Annotated in this window: 13 protein-coding genes; 8 read left to right on the forward strand and 5 right to left on the reverse strand. The window is 68.7% G+C overall.

The annotated features are described in order from the left end of the window. Positions 1 to 129: 129 nt before the first annotated feature. Entirely contained in the window at positions 130 to 678 is a 549-nt protein-coding gene (locus NE236_RS10490; protein ID WP_252841689.1) for a histidine phosphatase family protein, read from the reverse strand. Positions 679 to 876: 198 nt separating this feature from the next. Between NE236_RS10490 and NE236_RS10495 the strand changes: the two genes are divergently transcribed. From NE236_RS10495 to NE236_RS10515, 5 genes are all read left to right on the forward strand, one after another. After that, entirely contained in the window at positions 877 to 1,095 is a 219-nt protein-coding gene (locus NE236_RS10495) for a CbtB domain-containing protein (RefSeq protein ID WP_252841690.1), read from the forward strand. Between the two features lie 15 nt (positions 1,096 to 1,110). Next, positions 1,111 to 1,857 carry a CbtA family protein gene (locus tag NE236_RS10500; protein WP_252841691.1) on the forward strand — a complete coding sequence of 249 codons (747 nt, stop codon included), beginning with the start codon at positions 1,111 to 1,113 and terminating at the stop codon, positions 1,855 to 1,857. Between the two features lie 103 nt (positions 1,858 to 1,960). Further along, positions 1,961 to 2,185, forward strand: a complete 225-nt coding sequence (locus NE236_RS10505) for a MerR family DNA-binding transcriptional regulator (RefSeq protein ID WP_252841692.1) — start codon at positions 1,961 to 1,963, stop codon at positions 2,183 to 2,185. A 244-nt stretch (positions 2,186 to 2,429) separates the two neighbouring features. After that, complete coding sequence (locus NE236_RS10510) at positions 2,430 to 4,790, forward strand: phosphoketolase family protein (protein WP_252841693.1); 2,361 nt, start codon at positions 2,430 to 2,432, stop codon at positions 4,788 to 4,790. 5 nt (positions 4,791 to 4,795) lie between these two features. After that, complete coding sequence (locus tag NE236_RS10515) at positions 4,796 to 5,857, forward strand: acetate/propionate family kinase (protein ID WP_252841694.1); 1,062 nt, start codon at positions 4,796 to 4,798, stop codon at positions 5,855 to 5,857. Positions 5,858 to 5,876: 19 nt separating this feature from the next. Here the strand turns inward: NE236_RS10515 and NE236_RS10520 are convergent, their stop codons facing one another. Both NE236_RS10520 and NE236_RS10525 read right to left on the reverse strand, forming a co-directional pair. Then, on the reverse strand, positions 5,877 to 6,389 hold the full coding sequence (locus NE236_RS10520; RefSeq protein WP_252841695.1) for a Crp/Fnr family transcriptional regulator: 513 nt from the start codon (positions 6,387 to 6,389) through the stop codon (positions 5,877 to 5,879). A 224-nt stretch (positions 6,390 to 6,613) separates the two neighbouring features. Then, positions 6,614 to 7,087: a universal stress protein gene (locus tag NE236_RS10525; RefSeq protein WP_252841696.1), complete on the reverse strand. Its 474-nt coding sequence runs from the start codon at positions 7,085 to 7,087 to the stop codon at positions 6,614 to 6,616. 239 nt (positions 7,088 to 7,326) lie between these two features. Here NE236_RS10525 and NE236_RS10530 point away from each other — a divergent pair, with 239 nt between their 5' ends. From NE236_RS10530 to NE236_RS45025, 3 genes are read left to right on the forward strand one after another with little or no spacing between them, the layout of a single operon-like run. Next, positions 7,327 to 7,860 carry a helix-turn-helix domain-containing protein gene (locus NE236_RS10530; RefSeq protein ID WP_252841697.1) on the forward strand — a complete coding sequence of 178 codons (534 nt, stop codon included), beginning with the start codon at positions 7,327 to 7,329 and terminating at the stop codon, positions 7,858 to 7,860. A gap of 12 nt (positions 7,861 to 7,872) precedes the next feature. After that, a complete protein-coding gene (locus NE236_RS10535; RefSeq protein ID WP_252841698.1) occupies positions 7,873 to 8,451 on the forward strand; it encodes a PIN domain-containing protein in 579 nt (192 codons plus the stop codon). A 32-nt stretch (positions 8,452 to 8,483) separates the two neighbouring features. Beyond that, positions 8,484 to 9,074 (forward strand): P-loop nucleotide/nucleoside kinase family protein, encoded by a 591-nt coding sequence (locus NE236_RS45025; RefSeq protein ID WP_372494311.1) that lies wholly within the window; start codon positions 8,484 to 8,486, stop codon positions 9,072 to 9,074. A gap of 291 nt (positions 9,075 to 9,365) precedes the next feature. Here the strand turns inward: NE236_RS45025 and NE236_RS10540 are convergent, their stop codons facing one another. Both NE236_RS10540 and NE236_RS10545 read right to left on the reverse strand, forming a co-directional pair. Next, a complete protein-coding gene (locus NE236_RS10540; RefSeq protein WP_252841699.1) occupies positions 9,366 to 10,697 on the reverse strand; it encodes a hypothetical protein in 1,332 nt (443 codons plus the stop codon). Positions 10,698 to 11,135: 438 nt separating this feature from the next. Continuing rightward, positions 11,136 to 15,131 (reverse strand): nidogen-like domain-containing protein, encoded by a 3,996-nt coding sequence (locus NE236_RS10545; protein ID WP_252841700.1) that lies wholly within the window; start codon positions 15,129 to 15,131, stop codon positions 11,136 to 11,138. Between the last annotated feature and the right edge of the window lie 193 nt (positions 15,132 to 15,324).

Consider the following 15,324-nt stretch of genomic DNA (forward strand, 5'->3'; position numbering starts at 1 on the left):
ACCCGCCCGGCACCGTCCGCCCGGCATCAGCGCCACGGGCGATCAGCCCGGCCTTCCTCAGATCTCCCCGGCGGTAGCCGGAACTCCTCGGCGAGTGGCCGCTGCCGGAACCCCCGGCGGCGCTGCCTCTCACGGCGCGAAGCGCAGTCGCCAGTGACCCGCCCGTCCGCTCAGACGGACACCGCCCAGTGGTTCCACGTCGATATGCCGCAGCGAGGCCGGCGGCACTCCGAGGGTGTGAACGACGGTGGCGCGGATCACGGCCGGATGCGTGACGGCGATGATCGAACCGCCGGTGAGGCCGCCGAGCCAGGCAGCGACGCGGTCAACGACGTCAATGACCGACTCGCCGCCGTGAGGTGCGGCGGCCGGATCGCTCAGCCATTCCTGCACAGCGCCGGGCTCGTCGGCCTGTACCTCGGCGAGTGCCCGGCCGCTCCACCTCCCGAAGTCGCAGTCACGCAGAAGCGGCTCGACCTCGGCGATCAGGCCCAGCACCTCGGCCGTCTGGACGCACCGCGATTCCGGCCCGCACAGCACACGAGCCCGGGAGATGTCCCGGTCGATCGCGATGACCCCGTGCCTGCCGCGCTCGTCCAGCGGCTCATCGGCCGGGAACGCCGCACGGGCGACGGCGGCGGTCCGAGCGTGACTGATCAACTGCAGCCTGGTGGTCACGGGTGATCATTGTCGCCTCTCGCTCTCGTTGACGTGGCACCTGGGGTGGGTTACCTTCCAGACGACATCGTGACGGTGCAGGGAAGCCAGCGAGACTCTGGCACGGCCGCGCCACTGTGACCGGGCAAGCCCCGGAAGTCAGACCCCGCCTCGTCACGGCCCCATCGAACGGGACGCGTGATCCCGAAGGAGGCCACTATGGCTCAAACCGCTAGCCCTCAATCCCACTCCCAGCCCATCCCGGTACGCATCCCGGTTCGGCAGCTGCTGCCCTGGGCGATCTTCGCCGCCGTCCTGGCCCTGCTGTTGATCTACTTCGTCGGTGCCGAACAGGGCGCCACCTCGCTCATCGGCGGCCACTACGTCCACGAGTTCGTGCACGACGGCCGTCACCTGCTCGGCTTCCCCTGCCACTGAGCGGGCACCGAGCACATGATCAGATCTCTCCTGGTCCGCGGCATGCTCGTCGGGCTTGCCGCGGCCCTCCTCGCCCTCGTCGTCGCATGGATCTTCGGCGAGCCCCAAGTCGGACACGCGATCGGATTCGAAGAACACCAGGCCGCCCTCGCCGGCGAGCCACCCGAACCCGAACTCGTCAGCCGCAGCATGCAAAAGACCCTCGGCCTGGCCACCGGCATCGGCCTGTACGGGGTCGCTCTGGGCGGCCTGTTCGCCCTCGCGTTCGCGTTCGCCTACGGCCGCATCGGCTCCTTCGGAGCACGAGCGACCTCCGCACTGGTCGCCCTCGCAGGCTTCACCGCCGTCGAACTCGCTCCGTTCATGAAGTACCCGGCCAACCCGCCATCAGTCGGCAGCCCCGACACCATCGGCAAACGCACCGCCCTGTACTTCGGACTGATCCTCATCAGCGTCCTGTTCGCCATCGCGGCCGTACTGATCGGCCGGCGTCTGGCTCCACGACTCGGAAACTGGAACGCCGCCCTGACCGCCGTCGGCGTCTTCATCGCCCTGCTCGGCGTCGCCTACCTGACCATGCCGACAGTCCAGGAAGTCCCCAAGGACTTCCCCGCCGTCGTGCTCTGGCGATTCCGCCTCTCCTCACTCGGCATCCAGGCCACCCTCTGGACCGCCCTGGGACTGCTCTTCGGCCCGCTGACCGAACGCAGACTCCCCCATCGCTCTCCAGCAACCGCAGCCACCCCCATCACCACCGCTTGAAGACCGCCGCCTCTCTCCGCGCCGAGTCGAAGGCACGGAGACGTCGGTCTGACGGGGTCATCGCTTGACCTTCGAGCCGGGTCAAAGGTTTATCGTCGAGGGCGTGACCAGCCCGCGCATCTCTCAGCTCGCGAAGCGATCCGGTGTCCCGGCCACGACTCTGCGCTTCTATGAGACCGCGGGTCTGCCGCCGGCCGACCGCACGTCGGCCGGCTACCGCCTCTATGGCGAGGACGCCGTGCGGCTTCGCACTGGAGTACGCCACGCTCGGCTGGAACGTGATCGGCGTCAGACGGGAAGTACCACCGGACCGAACCGGCCGGAATAGGCGATACGACCGACACCGCCCGCTGAGATCAGCCGCGTCCGCCGGCCCGGAGAAGGAGATCGGGTAACGCCCGACTCGGCTGCTCGGGGACCTTCGTCTCTGTCAGGGACCGGAACGCCCGTGGTCCGATGGGCATCGGATGCCGCAGCGAACCGGCCGGAAGGTTTCGTCTCCAGGCCCGAGGGGGTCGCGGGGACGTGCTGTCGGCCTGGACACGTGCAGGTTCGACCGAGGAGATCACGCCATGACGCTGACGGACGAGGAACTGCGCCGTATCGACGCCTACTGGCGGGCGGCGAACTACCTGTCAGTCGGACAGATCTATCTACGGAGCAACCCCCTGCTGCGGGAACCGCTGACCCGCGATCACATCAAGCCCCGGCTGCTGGGCCACTGGGGGACGTCGCCGGGTCTGAACCTCTGCTACGTCCACCTGAACCGGGTGATCAAGGAACGCGACCTGAACATGATGTACGTCATCGGGCCGGGCCACGGCGGCCCGGCGGCGGTCGCCAACGCCTGGCTCGAGGGCACCTACAGTGAGATCTACCCACCGGTGTCCCGCGACGCGCAGGGCATGGCCCGGCTGTTCCGGCAGTTCTCCTACCCCGGCGGCGTGCCGAGCCACGTCGCGCCCGAGACTCCCGGATCCATCCATGAGGGGGGCGAACTGGGGTACTCGCTGGCGCACGCCTACGGAGCGGCCCTCGACAACCCCGATCTGATCGTCGCCTGCGTCGTCGGCGACGGTGAGGCGGAGACCGGGCCCCTGGCGGCGAGCTGGCACTCCACCAAGTTCCTCGATCCGGCGCAGGACGGAGCGGTGCTGCCGATCCTGCATCTGAACGGTTACAAGATCGCCAACCCGACCGTGCTCGCCCGTATCCCCCAGGACGAGCTCGTGGCGCTGCTGGAGGGGTACGGCCACCGCCCGATCATCGTCAGCGGGGACGACCCGGCGGACGTGCACCGCCGGCTGGCGGACGCCCTGGACGAGGCGCTGACGCAGATCGCGGACATCCAGGCGGCGGCACGCGGTACGGGAGCGACGGAACGGCCCCGCTGGCCGATGATCGTGCTGCGGACGCCGAAGGGCTGGACCGGTCCGCGCGAGGTCGACGGGGTTCCCGTCGAGGGCACCTGGCGGGCTCACCAGGTCCCGCTCGGCCGGGTGCGGGAGGACCCCGATCACCTCGCCGCGCTGGAGGCGTGGCTACGCTCGTACCGTCCCGAGGAGCTGTTCGACGAGGACGGGCACCCGGTCCCGGAGCTGCTGGCGCTGCCGCCCGAGGGCGAACGCCGGATGAGCGCCAACCCCCGCGCCAACGGCGGCCTGCTGCTGCGCGACCTCTCACTGCGCGACTTTCGCGACTACGCCGTGCCCGTCGACAAGCCGGGCGCGACCTTCAGCGAGGCGACACGCGTACTGGGCGGCTTCCTGCGGGACGTCGTCGCGGACAACCCGCGGAGTTTCCGGATCATGGGCCCGGACGAGACCGCGTCGAACCGGCTCACAGCGGTGTTCGAGACCACCGACCGGGTCTGGCAGGCCGAGCACCTGCCCACCGACGAGCACCTGGCCCCGCACGGCCGCGTGATGGAGGTGCTCAGCGAGCACCTGTGCCAGGGCTGGTTGGAGGGCTACCTGCTCACCGGGCGCCACGGCCTGTTCAACAGCTACGAGGCGTTCATCCACATCGTCGACTCGATGTTCAACCAGCACGCCAAGTGGCTGTACGTCACCCGCCGCCTGCCGTGGCGGCGGCCGATCGCCTCGCTGAACTACCTGCTCAGCTCCCACGTCTGGCGCCAGGACCACAACGGATTCACCCACCAGGACCCGGGCTTCCTCGACGTCGTCGTGAACAAGAAGTCCCAGATCGTCCGGGTCTATCTGCCGCCGGACGCGAACACGCTGCTGTCCGTGGCCGACCACTGCCTCCGCTCCCGCGACTACGTCAACGTGGTCGTGGCGGGCAAGCAACCCGCCCTCACCTGGCTGTCCATGGACGAGGCGGTGCTGCACTGCACGCGTGGCATCGGCATCTGGGAGTGGGCGAGCACGGACGCCGGCGCCGACCCCGACGTCGTCCTGGCCTGCGCCGGCGACATTCCGACCCTGGAGACGCTCGCCGCCGCGGACCTGCTCCGCCAGTACTTCCCGGAGCTGCGGGTCCGGGTCGTCAACGTCGTCGACCTGATGCGGCTGGAGCCTGAGACCGAGCACCCGCATGGGCTCTCCGACGCCGAGTACGACGCGCTGTTCACCACCGACAAGCCGGTCATCTTCGCGTTCCACGGCTACCCGTCCCTCATCCACCGGCTGACCTACCGGCGGCACGGCCACGATCACCTGCACGTCCGCGGCTACAAGGAGGAGGGCACCACCACCACGCCCTTCGACATGGTCATGATGAACGACCTCGACCGCTTTCACCTCGTCATGGACGTCATCGACCGGCTGCCACAGCTGGGCGGCCGAGCCGCGCACGTACGCCAGCAGATGATGGACCGCCGGCTGCGCGCCCGCGCCCACACCCGCGAACACGGCGAGGACCTGCCGGACGTGGCGAACTGGGTGTGGCCGCACGGCCGGGGGATGTGAGCGCCGTGACCACCGTGCTCACGGTCAACGCCGGCTCCAGCAGCCTCAAGCTGACGCTGCTCGGTGCGGACGACACGGTGCTGGCCAGGCCAGGAAGCTTGGAGGACGCACTGAACCTGCCCGTCCCCGACGCGATCGGGCACCGGATCGTCCACGGCGGCCAGGAGTTCACCGGGCCCGTGCTGATCGACGACGAGGTCGAGCGGCGGCTGCGGGACCTCGTCGCCCTGGCGCCGCTGCACCAGCCCAAATCGATCAACGGCATCGACGCCGTACGGTCGGTGCTGCCCGGCGTGCCGGAGGTGGCCTGCTTCGACACCGCCTTCCACGCCGGTCTCCCGCCCGCCGCCGCGACGTACGCCGTGCCGGCCGCGTGGCGGGAGAAGTACGCCGTGCGCCGCTACGGCTTCCACGGCCTTTCCCACGCGTACGCGGTCCGGCGGACCGGCGAGCTGCTCGGCGTCGACCCGGCGACCCTGCGCATCGTCGTCTGCCACCTGGGCGCCGGCGCCTCGTTGTGCGCGGTGGCCCGCGGCCGCTCTGTGGACACGACCATGGGGTTCACGCCGTTGGAAGGGCTGGTCATGGCCACCCGGTCCGGCAGCGTCGACCCGGGCATGCTGCTGTGGCTGCAGCAGAACGAAGGCGTTTCCGCTGACGACCTCGGCCAGGCTCTCGAGCACGAGTCCGGGCTGCTGGCCCTCGCGGGCACGGCCGACATGCGACGAATCCTTGCCCGCCGGGACACCGATGCGGTTCTCGCGGTGGAGGTCTACCTGCACCGGTTGCGCGCCCAGATCGCCGCGATGACGGCCGCCCTCGGTGGCCTGGACGTCCTGGTGTTCACCGGCGGCGTCGGCGAGCGGGCGCCACGGATCCGCCAGGGCGCCGCCGACGGGCTCGGTTTCCTGGGCGTCGCGCTCGACGGGCCCCGCAATGATGCCGCTCGGTCCGACGCGGACATCGGGGCGGTCGATGCGCCCGTTCGTGTCCTGGTCGTCGCCGCGCGGGAGGACTTGGAGATAGCGGCCGCCACCCGGCGGGTGCTGCGAGCAGTGGCCCGGTAGAGGGCCGGGGTCATGGCCGTCATACGTCACGTCCCGACGGCGCACCGTACAGGTCGAGCAGCCGCATCCGGGTGTTCTGCAGCCGGTCGAGCATGATGGCGGTGAACCGGCGAGTGAGCTCGTACCCCAGCGCCGGATCCTCGGCGCACATCTCCCGTACCGCCCTCGCGTCCAGCATGATCGCGCGGACCGGCTCGGCCGCGACGGCCCCGAACCGCCATTCGTACGGCGGGAACAGCCACGACCAGCCCAGCACCGTGCCCCGCCCGAGCGACTCGACGATCACGGTGCCACGGCCCGGGACGCGCAGATCGAGACAGACCCGGCCGGCCTGGATCAACCAGAACCGGTCCGCGGATTTACCCTCCTCGAAGAAGCGGTGCCCGGCGGGGACGTCCTCGTACCGCGCCACCGCCGCGAGCCTGTCGACATGGCGTTCGGGCATTCCCCGGACGAAGGCATGGCCGACCAGAGCCGATCCCGGCAGTGCGTGCCGCCGCTCACCCATCGGCGTGCAGTCCGGCAAGACCATCGAGCATCCAGGCCATGTTCGTGCCCCCTCGCGGACGCTCCCCCTCCTCTTTCACCATCCCGGAGTGGCCGGCCAGCGTGGAGGGCCATAAGTCCCCTCTGACCAGGTAACTCGGTCCTGCCGATCCGGCCGGTGGTCAACGGAGACCACCGTGCCCGCCCGGCGCGCTCGTTCTGCCATATTCACAGCTTGACCGGCCTAATCGTCCGGCCGGCGGTCCGAGGTCACCGAGGCGTGGGGTCTTCGGCCCCGGCCGGCCCCCTCTGTCGGCCTCGATGGCGTGACGGGATGACGACGACCGGACAGCCGGCGTGGTGAACACATTGGCTGCTCACCGAACCAAGAAGCAGCCGGGCGAACCCGCCATGGCCCCGCGATCCGACGACCAGCATGTCGGCGTCCACGGACGCGTTCAGGAGCTCCTCAGCCGGAACTCCGGCGATCGCTCGTACATTGATCGGCACCTCATGCCCCACCGCGGCCTTCTCCGCGGCGGCGCGCGCGGCCTCGCCCATGGCCTGAAGCATCTCTTGATCGACCGGCCCCAGCATCGGTGCGCCCGCACCGATGGTCACCATACGCGGGGCGACAGTGATCGCGGTCACCGGAACCTTCCACCGTTCGGCCTCCGCGACGGCCCACTCCAGCGCCACGTCCGAATCGGCCGATCCGTCGACGCCAACCACGATTCCCGCCATGGCGGCCTCCTTCCACACTGGCGAGGCGGCCCGTCGGTGGCCGCCAGACCGCCGCTCTGGATTCAGTCCACACAGTCGAGCACCCCGTGCCCAGGGGCCTTTGGCCGTTTCCCCCAGGACCGACGCCCCTGGTACGGCCGACTCCACGATCAAGGCCCTACAGGTGTGACCTAACGCAGCCCTGAGGATCTAGACGAAAGAAACGAAACGAGATACGATACTTTCGATAGGAGGCCGCCATGGACGCAGCCACTCTGCGACAAGAGACCTACCTACCCGACGCTCGCGGTCAGGTCGCTGAAATCTACGACTTCCTCAAGGCACACGAAGAGGCCGGTCGAGGCCGGCCCGAACCACGCTACTTCCTGGCAGGCTCCGCCCCGGGTGATCGAATAGAGCTTCCCGCAGAGATTTACCGCGCCCTTCGCCACGTGGTCGAGGCGCTTCAGCAGGGCTTCGCCGTCACCGTCGCGCCATTGACCCAGACGCTGACGACCCAGCAGGCCGCAGACCTTTTGGGCGTAAGCCGTCCGACGCTGGTCAAGCTGCTCGACGAGGGGAGGATTCCCTTCGAACGGGCGGGAACCCACCGCAGGATCCTCCTCCGTGACGTACTCACATATCGGGAGCAGCGACGTGCCTCCCAGTACGCCGCGCTCGATGCCACGGCTATCGACATCGACGACGAAGAAGACCTCGATACGGTGCTGGAACAGCTGCGCGAAGCCCGACACGCTGCCGCAGAACGCCGTCGCCGGAGCTCAGCACCCTGACAAAATGGGGCCATGTTCACTGCTCTCCTGGATACCTGCGTTTTATGGCCCAGCCTGCAACGTAACTTCCTACTCTCTCTCGCGGCCGAGGGGATGTACCGGCCCGCTTGGAGCTCAGCGATTCTCGAAGAATTGGAATACCACGAAACCGAGAAATTAATCCGCCGAGGCGAGCAAGAGGACAAGGCGGCCGCACGTGCCCTGTTCCTGATTGACCAGATGCGCTCGGCTTTTGACGACGCCGAGATCCAGGGGTGGGAGGGCCTGGAAGGAACGTATGGCCTTCCCGATCCCGATGACGAACACGTCCTTGCCTCCGCAGTCGTCGCGGGTGCCGGCGCGATCGTTACTCATAACACTAAAGACTTTCCACAAAGCAAGGTCCCGAACGGGATCGACGTCATATCGCCAGCCAAGTTCGCCGAAAACACCGTGGAGCTGGATCCGCTCCAGGCGTTCGATGCAGTCGTAGCCATCGCCGAGCGCTTCGGTCGCAAAGGACCGCCGGTCACCACGGACGACGTGCTGGACACACTCGTCGAACGTTACGGTATGACCTCTGCGGTCCGGATCATGCGGCAGGCTCGCTGACGGATAGGTCCGCCTGGCCCAGGCGCCTCTCGCTGCGTCATTTCAGCCGCGAGGCGGCAGCCGGGACCCGGCGCACCTACGCCGAACTCCTCGAACGCGCCGCACGCCTGCTCTCGTACGGCGAATCCGTCATCATCGACGCCTCCTGGACATCCGCCCAGCATCGCGCCGAGGCAGCCCACACCGCCGAACAGGGACACGCGGACCTGGTCTCCCTACGGTGCGACACCCCGCTTGCCGCCGCACGCCTGCACACCCGCCCCCGCGGGGTGTCCGACGCCGACCCGGCAATCGCCGCCCACATGGCCCAGTCGGCGGACCCATGGCCAGAAGCCATCATGATCGACACTTCCGGCCCGATCGAAACCTCCGCCGAGCAGGCCCTGAGCGCCATCCGGCCCCACGGCCCCGGCCATACCTGGCAACGCCGCCCACATGGCCCCCGACTGACCGATGAAGTGTCCGCCGGCTCAGCGCGCCCTCGGTATTCACGAAACACATCGACATGTACAGATCGTCGATTACCTTCGCACCATCGGTACGGACATCCTCTTGGGTCGTTGCCACGGATATCGGGCCTTCCAACGGGGATTCGGGAGACGAGGGTGCGAAAAGGCGAATAAGCGTCGCCTTCCGCGTCGACAGCCCAAACCGTACGAGCCGGGTACGACATTTCGCCCTGGCTCAGGGCCCCGTCAGGTGCGGCCGTCCGCGATGTCCGAGTCGGCGAACGAGAAGCACTGTGTGTTCTCGCTGGTCCTCCTCCAGCGTGCCCCAAAGCGGCGAAGCACCCGACGATGTCCCGCCTCTTGTCCTCATCTGGGGCCGAGGAGGTGATCTTGCCGGCTGATCCGCGTCGGCGGGCTTTTCGAGGTCGGCCGGACGTCCCTCGGCTTTGGCTGAGGGGCGGCAGCTCACAGGGTGCGGCTGGTGGACGTCTGGTAGGCGCCCTGGGTCGGGAATACGACCTTGAAGTAGTAGCCGTGGCTCTTGGCCACGGAGAATTGGAAGAATCCGCTTTTGCCGACGGTCACGGTGCGGTAGGCATGCCAGGTCTTGGAACCCCGGGCCCGGTAGTACAGGTGGACCTTCAGACCGCGCAGGGAGGAGAAGGAGGGCTGCCCGCTGTACCAGTCGGTGACCCGGCCGCTGATCGTACTTCCCGACGAACGGCGATAAATGCCGGCGGACGCGAAGTGGGTGTGGTCGGTGACGGTGCTGGTCACCGTGCCGGTGCTGGTCGACGTCAGGGTGTCGGCCGCTGGGCGGACTCGCACTTGCCAGTCGGCGGTGCCCAGGTGAACGCCGACGGGGCTGCTGAAGTGTCCGTCCGCGCCGGTCTGCGCGCCGTTGTCCTTGTGCCAGGTCTTGGAGCCTTTGGGTAGGTAGTAGAAGTCGACCCAGCCATAGGGCAGGCCGACCCAGGAGCCGCCGTTCCAGCGCTCCACCGTGCCGGTGGCGTGCATGCCTCCGTCGTAGGCATGGTGCGCCTCGTCGCGTGACGGGAGGGTGAAGCCGACGCGTGTCCTCGACACCCCGTAGATCCAGCCGTAGCGGGCGCTCGCGTTGTCCGGGAACCACTCTGCCCCGTAGGTGCCGTCCAGGGAGACGTCGATGCTCCAGTCGCTGGTCTCGCTCACCGGTTCGGTCAGGCTGAACCGGCCGTCGGCGCCGCTGGTCGTCCGGTAGTCGACGTCCGACTGGCTGGAGGTGCCCGGCTCCATCGTGAGAGTCAGCGGAGCACCCTCGAACGGTTGCCAGGCGCCATCGACCTGCACCTGCAGCGTGCCGGAGAAGGTTGCCGGCGTTCCCGCCGGCACGGAGGCGGGGACCGGGTCCAGCACGAGCCTGCTCGGCGGGTGCTTGGCATACAGCACCATCTCGTTGGTGCGGCTGGAAGCCAGGTCCGTGTCGCCGCCGAATACCGCCATGACGAGCCCACCGCTCGGCAACATGGTGGTGACCGCGAAACGCCCGTCGGATCCGGTCGTGCCGACGGCCACGGGCACATAGACGTGGCCGATCGACGCCAACTCGATCTGTACCGGCTCGTTCGGGACAGGGGTCTTGGCGCGGCCCTCGACGAGCTCACCGGTAAACGTCACCGGCTGCTGATAGGCGACCGTGGTCACCGAGCTCGCGAAGCCGACGATGACGGTCGGCTGTGTGGTGGAAGCCGCCGAGGGAAGGGCGGACGCCATCAGGGCGGCACTCGAAGTGGCGAGGGCGGCCAGGGTACGGAACATGCACGGCCTTCGATTCAGTTGAGAAGAGTGCGAAATTCTACAGCCATGTAGATCATGGCTCATATCCGAAATGCGCCGAATCGGTGACCGCTAACGGTCTCTCGCAACAACCAGGTCGTACCGGCCGACCCGCCACCTTCAGGGCAAGAGGCGCCTCCGCTCGTACCAGAGCGGAGGCGCCGGTCAGACCAGGCGAAGAGCGGTCAGGCGTCTTTCCCGGCGACGGGTTTGAGGGCCTGGGCGGCTGGGGCGGCCGAGTCCAGCGCCGGTGCCGCCGATGGCGCAACTGTTCGAGGCTGCGTTGGCCGCTGGCATCAGGGGGCCGGACGACAGTAGTAGCGCCGCCGCCGCTCCGGCCGTACCGGCCGTTATGGCAAGACGTGCGACTTCGGCGCCCGGTCCGTCGCTCGTTCGGACCGGGCGCCGTCGACTGAGGTCTCAGCCGGATCGGATGGGGTAGACGTGGACGCCGACCTGGTCACTGGCGGTGGACGTGTGCGACAGACCCTTCGGTGAGGTGTCGAGGAAGGATCCGGGGACGCGGGATCCGGGGACCTCGAGGAAGGTGCCCGGCTCGCCGGAGCCGTTGGCGTAGCCGACACCGGCCGACGTGCCGCCCAGACCACTGTGGCCACCGCTGAGATCGCCGCTCTCCCAGCGCAACTGCTTGTAGCGGAACACGATGTCGAACGCACCGTCGCCGGCATCGCCACGGTCGACGAGGTACAGCTCGAAGGAGTTCAGCGGGTCGACGTGGCTGTCGTAGTAGCCGACCCCGTCGTACAGGACGCAGAACGCCCGTCGTCCCTGCACCGTGCCCATCCCGTACCGGACCGGCTGCGATCCCGGAGCCCGGGTGTCGACGTCGGCCCACCAGGGCGCGATGATCGGTTCCGTCATGTCCTTGAAGGGCTCGGGCGTGAAGTCCGAGAACGCCTTCTCGCCGAAACTGACGTTGCCGTTGTTGTTCACCCAGAGCCCGGAGAACCGCCGTCCCTTGAAGTTCAGCGTGAACGGCAGGCTCACCTTCGGCCCGGACTGGTCGTCGTTCGGCACGACCCGGTTCGCGTCGCAGCTCACGTTGGCCTGGTCGCCGTCGACCTGGAATTCGTACCGGCCGGTGAAGCCGCCCGAATCGAAGACCCGGACCTGATATCGCCCCGACTCGCGGAGCCCGGTGAAGCCCACCGTACCGCACCCCGGGCCGCGCGTACGGCCGAGCGGCCGGCCGCTGGGGGCGACCAGTGTGATCGCGAAGGTGCCGGCGCCGGGGCAGGCGCCCGGCGTGGTGATCCGCACCGACTGCCCGGCCTTCAGATCGACCAGATAGCGGTCGGTGACGTACGGCTTGCCCAGTGATCCCGACACCCGGCGGCCGAGTTGGAGCTGAGCCGTGTCCTCGATCGGGCCGCCCAGCGCGGTGAGGTCGACGGTGGACCGCATCCGCTGGGCCACGACCGCCGCGTTGTCGGCGAACCGCCGGTCACCACTGAGGACGACGTCCAGGACGCACTGCTCCAGCGCGGCACCGGGCGCCACGCCCTTGTCCCGGCAGACCTTCTCCGCCGCAGCGCGGTCGGCCGCCGGCAGGCCGGCCACCGACGCCCGCTGCGGCGGCTCGATCGGCAGCGCGCCGTCGCGCGGGATCGTGCTGCGGAAGAACGACGCGTTGCCCGTGGCGCGCCAACTCGCGCCGAACTTCCCGTACAGCTGCTGGAAGTCGAGCGGATCCTTGACCGGCGTGCCGTCCCGCGCGGTGAGGTCGTTGGTCGCATTGCTGTCGGCGTTGCCGAGCAGGCCGCGGACCTTCCCCCACCGGCTCTTGGCCAGCGTCAGGAACGCGTTGTCGGCGATCCAGCGACCGGCCATCAGCTCGGTCCCGTCCGGCCACCGGACCACCGCGCCGCGCACCTTGCCGAATGTGAGTACGGCCCCTCCGGGCAGATTGGTCGTGGTCCCCTCCTTGAGCGGCAGCCTCCTGCCGTCGAGGGTGGCCACCTGTGGATCCAGCGGCCCTGAGGTGGTGTCGTCGCCGAAGGCGATCACTGAGCGGCCGACCCGCGCGGCCACGCCGCGGTTGACCGACATCGATGTCGACCTGCGCGGCAGCCGGGTGTACCGCCCCTGGACCATGAAGTCGTCGGTGGTCGACTCGGCCAGGACATAGTCGCCCGCGCCCTGGAAGTCGACCGAACCGCCGTCGAAGGTGATGATGTGCGGGTCGCCGTACGATCCGCCGGTCGCTGGGGGCAGCGGCCCGTCGTCCCGGGTCGTGCCGCCGTCGCTACCGCCACCGCCGCCGCCCGGCGGCACGCCGCCTGGTGGCAGGTCGCACTTGTCGGGTCCCGAGGCGGCGTCCTTGGCGGTCTTGAGATGGGGATAAGGGCAGATGTCGCAGGCGTCGCCGACCCCGTTGCCGTCCTGATCGGTCTGGTCCGGGTTGGCGACGGTGGGGCAGTTGTCGAGTTTGAAAGACCCCCCCGTCCACGGCTGACTTTCCGGTACGCCGTCCTTGTCCTTGTCGTTGGCATAGAGCCGCGTGATGTCCGACTTGGTCTTCTTGAGCTTTGCCTCGACCCGGAAAAGGTACGGTTTTCCGGCCACGTCGCCGGGTTGGCCGCCCGGCTGGGGGGTCGCTTCGAGCTGGCTGAGAAGAATCGTGCCGCCGATCTGAGCGGTGGTCGTACCGGGGTTGCCGTCGCAGAAGTCGATCGAGTCGAGCACCTCAAGGGTCGGCTCGACCTCGAGATCCACCCGCTTCAACACGCCCCGGTCGTCGGCCGTGGGGATGAACCGCATTGGGCCGGAGAAGTTGCGCTGATCGGCGAAGGTCGTCGGCCCGGGGGGCAGGGTGACCTGGCCGACGCCGCCGGCGATGATCCCGGGAACCCGGCCCGTATCGTCCCACGTGATGTCGACCGACTGCCCGACCCGCCCGAAGTCGGAGAACTTCTTGGTCGTGGGCGTCTGCGGTGCCGCGAGGGGCGGCGGCGCGGCCTTGATCGCGTCGACCAGATCATCGATCACCTTGTCCGTCGCCTCTTTGGTCTTCGGCTCGTCGCGGAACTGCGCGAGCGCGCCGGCATCGGTCACCTCGGTCCGGTCGTGCGTGCGTCGTCCACCCTGAATGAACTTCTCGATCATGTCTGCCGAGGTCGTGCTGCCGTCCGGCGGACGGCCGCTGGTGGCGTACAGGAAAGGGAGCATGCGCAGGCGCAGGTCGCGCCTGACGAGCCAGACGTCGAATCTGCCGGTGAGCGGCTTGCACCAGTCGGACGGGAGCACCGGCAGCGCCGCCCGCACCTCGAGGCCTCGGAGCTGATCGACCTGGAACACCAGTGTCTTCCCCACGACCTTGGTACGCGGCGTCGTCACGGTCATGTGATCGGGATCGAAACCCTTGATCACTGTCCTGGCCGGTTGGAGCCCGATGGCGCCGGGCTCGACGGCCACGGTGATCGGCTTGGCGAAGCGCAGGCCACCCGGCGACAGGTCGAGGATGCCCGTGCCGAAGACCTCCTTCATCCCGGTGACCTTCAGCGGCGTCAGGGTCAGTCCGGTCGGTTTGCGCACCGCGCCCGCCGGAACCGTCACGCGCCACCCTTTCCCGGCGTACGACCCACCGCGCGGACCGACCTGTACGGGCTTCGCGAGATCCTGCACAGACGTGTCGATGGCCTGGCCACGGCCGGCGGACACCGTGGCGACCGCCAGACCGCTGAGGCGCCCCGGCACGTGAATCGAGACGGCGACGCCGCCCTCGGGCAGTCCGGCGAGCGTGTACCGGCCGCCGGCGTCGGTCCTGGCGGTCCGGGCCCCGTAGCTCGCCGTGGCGTCGGCGACCGGCTTGTGCGTGCCGGCGTCCAGCACCCGGCCGGTCACCTGCCCGCGGGCCTTGCCCGACCGCTGCCGGACCGTTATCCGCCTGGTCAGCCGCCGCTTACCGGAGTACGCCGCGACCGTCAGACGATTACGCCGATCGGGACGCAACAGCACCTCTATCGAGAATGTGCCTCCGCGCCCGGTGAAGGCCGCGGCCGGAAGGACGCCTCCGCTCACCTCCACCACGCTCCGAGCGGCGGTGCGTCCGCGCACCGTGATGCTGCCGGACCTCGTCTTGCGTGGCGCGGACACGGTGAGCCCTTTGTATCCGCCGGCGGCCGCGTGCGCCGCGGGGGGTCGGGCGACCGATGCCGCCTCGGCGCCGACCGGCGTCAGGCCGAGCGCCATGGCGATCATCGCGATGATCGCCGTCGCCTGGATGGTCGCCCGCCCGACGATTGATGGCCGAGTTCCTCGTCCGGCGGCCGGCCGCTGAACCGATTTTCGACACGTCGGCCTGGAAAGCGACGCGGAAAGACAGCGGCGAGGTCGCGGTGAGCCGCACCGTTCCCGGCGGTATCTTTCCCAGGCGGCGATGAGACGGTTACGCATTCAGAAATCTCCCGATTCCAGCCAGAACCGCAATGCCCGATAAAGCAGACATTCACGGCAATGCATGTCCATTTAATGAGCCAAGGACACAGAAGAACCGACGCTAGTCGGCGTAGTCGGTTTCCGCGTGGCAAAACACGGCTTATCGCCTGGCAAAGTTTTTGCGTAACATCGAGATGGGAGATATTGCGGC

The sequence above is a fragment of the Actinoallomurus purpureus genome (assembly GCF_024055795.1).
GTDB classification, from domain to species: Bacteria; Actinomycetota; Actinomycetes; order Streptosporangiales; family Streptosporangiaceae; genus Actinoallomurus; species Actinoallomurus purpureus.

Bases quoted from the DNA above. Each gene is read 5' to 3' on its own strand.
- NE236_RS10545 (WP_252841700.1), bottom strand. From the start codon at position 15,131: ATGCGTAACCGTCTCATCGCCGCCTGGGAAAGATACCGCCGGGAACGG.
- NE236_RS10520 (WP_252841695.1), bottom strand. From the start codon at position 6,389: ATGGTCTTGCCGGACTGCACGCCGATGGGTGAGCGGCGGCACGCACTG.
- NE236_RS10535 (WP_252841698.1), top strand. From the start codon at position 7,873: ATGTTCACTGCTCTCCTGGATACCTGCGTTTTATGGCCCAGCCTGCAA.
- NE236_RS10530 (WP_252841697.1), top strand. From the start codon at position 7,327: ATGGACGCAGCCACTCTGCGACAAGAGACCTACCTACCCGACGCTCGC.
- NE236_RS10525 (WP_252841696.1), bottom strand. From the start codon at position 7,087: ATGGCGGGAATCGTGGTTGGCGTCGACGGATCGGCCGATTCGGACGTG.
- NE236_RS10495 (WP_252841690.1), top strand. From the start codon at position 877: ATGGCTCAAACCGCTAGCCCTCAATCCCACTCCCAGCCCATCCCGGTA.
- NE236_RS10540 (WP_252841699.1), bottom strand. From the start codon at position 10,697: ATGTTCCGTACCCTGGCCGCCCTCGCCACTTCGAGTGCCGCCCTGATG.
- NE236_RS10510 (WP_252841693.1), top strand. From the start codon at position 2,430: ATGACGCTGACGGACGAGGAACTGCGCCGTATCGACGCCTACTGGCGG.
- NE236_RS10500 (WP_252841691.1), top strand. From the start codon at position 1,111: ATGATCAGATCTCTCCTGGTCCGCGGCATGCTCGTCGGGCTTGCCGCG.